This window comes from Persicitalea sp. (assembly GCF_041751555.1).
Lineage (GTDB): Bacteria > Bacteroidota > Bacteroidia > Cytophagales > Spirosomataceae > Persicitalea.
Genome location: NZ_JBGSXF010000612.1, coordinates 1 through 2,295 on the forward strand (window position 1 = coordinate 1; position 2,295 = coordinate 2,295).

Annotated in this window: 4 protein-coding genes; all 4 read right to left on the bottom strand. The window is 54.2% G+C overall.

Annotated elements, in window-relative coordinates:
• Positions 1-258 (bottom strand): NAD(P)-binding protein (locus ACEW8P_RS21695; RefSeq protein ID WP_373515163.1); only part of this gene is annotated, 258 nt, incomplete at its 3' end.
• Positions 259-261: 3 nt separating this feature from the next.
• Positions 262-825 carry a gluconate 2-dehydrogenase subunit 3 family protein gene (locus ACEW8P_RS21700; protein ID WP_373515164.1) on the bottom strand — a complete coding sequence of 188 codons (564 nt, stop codon included), beginning with the start codon at positions 823-825 and terminating at the stop codon, positions 262-264.
• A 203-nt stretch (positions 826-1,028) separates the two neighbouring features.
• Positions 1,029-1,766, bottom strand: a complete 738-nt coding sequence (locus ACEW8P_RS21705) for a response regulator transcription factor (protein WP_373515165.1) — start codon at positions 1,764-1,766, stop codon at positions 1,029-1,031.
• On the bottom strand, positions 1,763-2,295 hold a 533-nt coding region (locus tag ACEW8P_RS21710), incomplete at its 5' end, for a sensor histidine kinase (protein WP_373515166.1). The genes ACEW8P_RS21705 and ACEW8P_RS21710, both read right to left, overlap by 4 nt.

Below are 2,295 nucleotides of genomic sequence, written 5' to 3' on the forward strand. Positions count from 1 at the left end.
ATTGTAGCACTTGCTTTGAACGGGGTTGGCTTCCACCGCCTCAAGCGGCATCCGCTCGCGGTGCGGAAACTCCCAGGGTAGTTTGTTGGTCGTGGGGTAGTCCACATTGTGCTTCACATCGCGACCTCGCTCGAGTACGAGTGTTTTCAAACCCTTTTCAGTCAGTTCTTTGGCGGCCCAACCGCCACTAATCCCCGAACCGATGACAATGGCGTCGTAGGTACGGGCTTTTTTGGTATCTATGTTGAAGTATGGCATATTTTAACGTTCTGCTTTGGGACGAGGATTTGGATTGGCTATGGCTTCTTCTTTTGCAACAGGAACACAGCCATGAAACCTACCCGGTATCATTTCGTAGTGCGTCAGATTGGTCATGACGTACTCGGAATTCATGTAGCCTTGGATCGTGAGATTCTTGACCAATGAGAAGAACTGCTTTCCTTTCGGGTCGTCGCCGAGTTCGTAGCCTTCCAGAATGTGGATGCGCTGCGCGGGAGTACCTTTCGTGAATGGCTTTTTGAAGGTACTTTGGCTGTACTTGTCGAGCGAGGCCAAGCCTTCGGTGAGTACTTTCTGCACCTCCGGCTCATAGCAGTCAGCTACCATTCTTTCCACGAAGCGGTGTACTTCGAGGGCCTTGGCTCCAGGCGTGTCGGTGGCCGGGATAATGGTCTCGACGACTTCGGCCAGCATGGCGTCTTCGGCGGTGGTGAGTAAGCCCGCCTTTTTTAATCCTTTGGAATTCCAGCCGCTGGCCCAGGCGGGCAGGGCCATCATGGCTCCCACGGAAGCAGCTACGTTTTTGAGAGCGGTACGTCTTTGCATGGTGTTGGTTCAAGGGTTGAAAGCGGTCAGCCGCTGCTGTTGAAAAGTTTAATTGGTCTGTGGCGCGGTGGGCATCTTTTCTCTTTGTCATTAAACAAAGACGAGAGTGAAAAAGATATACCGCTAACGGGCAAAAAGGCTTGAAATTGTTGAGAGTAGTAGCAACGAAAAAAGCCGCTCGGCTGAACGAAAAACTCTGAACATCATTTCGTCTTCACTACCTGAATTCTTTTCAGAAGCTCTTTCCGATTGGCTTCCGAAATTTTCACGAGCAGCCTTTCGTCGCCCAAATGAATGGCGTTGTGTTCGATCCTCTTGAGGTGGTTGAGGTTGATGAAAAGCGAACGCGACAGCTTGTAGAAGCCGGGCGCGGTGAAGTACTTGATCAGGCTACCGAGGTTGGTGCCGAGCATGATGGGCTTTTTTTGACTGGCCAGGTATATGTTCACGCAGGAGCCTTTGGCTTCGAGATAGAGCACGTCCCGGATCACGATTTGGTCGTGGCCTTTGTTCAACGGGATAAAAAGTAGTTCATCGGAATGGGCTGGCACTGCCGAATCAGAAGGCAAAAAATTGGCGCGAGCCAGCGCGACTTGCGCCAGCAATTCCTGCACCCGGTAAGGTTTCAGCAAGTAAGCGGCGGGCAACGTGGCTTCGGCTTTCTCGATCGTGGCGGCATCGGCCCGGCCCGTGAGGTAGATGAATGGCATCCAGTGCTGGGCCAGCAAGTCTTGTGCGAGTTTGATGCCCCCATCCCGGTTTTTTCCCAAACTGATGTCGATCAGGGCGAGTTCGGGCGGGTATTGCTTGACCAGTTTGAGGGCCTCCGCCGCGTCGCGGGCGATGCCGACGACCCGGGGCCCGGCGCGTTCCAAGTCGGCCCTGATGTCGTTGGCGATGAGGATTTCGTCTTCCACGACGAGGATTTTGAGCGGGTTCATGCGGGTTGGTCTTTGAAGATCATCGTAAACGTGGTGCCGCCCTGGTGGCTGAACGCGAACTGGCCATATAACTGCTCGGCCTGAATCCGAACCAGCGACAACCCCAGGGACGCAGAAGGGTCGAACGAATGGTCAGAAACGCTAGAAAAGTCGAATCCCGGCCCATTGTCGGCCACCATGAACTCGACCGACCCGCCTGATCTCCGACAGGTAACGGCCAGCGTCGGGTCGGGGTGGTCTGCAAAGGCATACTTGCAGGCGTTGGTGACAAGTTCGGTCAGGATCAGGCCCAGGCTAACCGTCCGACTGGTGTCCAGCCTCACGTGGTCCAGTTGGTAATCGGGTGTGATATGTTGGCAACCATAAGCGTACAGAATGCCCGACACGACATCGGGAATGTACTGTGAAAGTTCCACCACTTGGGAGTCATGGTCAAATATTCGATTGTGAATCATCGACATGGCGCCGATGCGCAATCGGTTTTCTTCGGCGGCCTGAATCCGAACCAGCGACAACCCCAGGGACGCAG

Excerpts from the sequence above, each read along its gene's own strand:
- ACEW8P_RS21700 (WP_373515164.1), bottom strand. The coding sequence starts at position 825 with ATGCAAAGACGTACCGCTCTCAAAAACGTAGCTGCTTCCGTGGGAGCC.
- ACEW8P_RS21705 (WP_373515165.1), bottom strand. The coding sequence starts at position 1,766 with ATGAACCCGCTCAAAATCCTCGTCGTGGAAGACGAAATCCTCATCGCC.